Source organism: Lyngbya sp. CCY1209 (genome assembly GCF_055795065.1).
In genome coordinates this window covers 1-362 of sequence record NZ_JAYFER010000707.1, presented here as the reverse complement: position 1 = coordinate 362, position 362 = coordinate 1, and the positions used below count along the sequence as shown (strand labels likewise).

Below are 362 nucleotides of genomic sequence, written 5' to 3'. Positions count from 1 at the left end.
AAGGTAAATCCCGCCCAATAATAGGGGGAATTGTACTCCGAACTCGCCAACATTTCCAACTGCGCCGATCGCATCGCCTCGACGGGCGACAAATTTTCGGACAGTATCTTTTGGTAAAACTTCGACATCAAAACCGACGTTCCCAGATCGTCTACGAACCACAGAGAAGCCACCAACCTCGGCGAACCGGCGTACATGAAACCCCGGGTAATCCCCACCATTCCTTCCCCTTTCAAATCCCGCCCCAAAGCTGTCTGACAGGCGCTCAACACCACCAATTCGGCCGGCAAATTCAAGTTGAAAATATCGTTCAACCGCAAATAGCCGTTTTGCCAATTTCCCCCTTCGTCAATCAGAGAAAA

The 362-nt window shown here is 50.6% G+C and carries 1 protein-coding gene; it reads right to left on the bottom strand.

Features of this window, described 5'->3' with window-relative positions:
* A partial coding sequence (locus AC0QHF_RS29245; RefSeq protein ID WP_324707805.1) for a CHAT domain-containing protein occupies window positions 1-362 on the bottom strand: 362 nt, incomplete at both ends.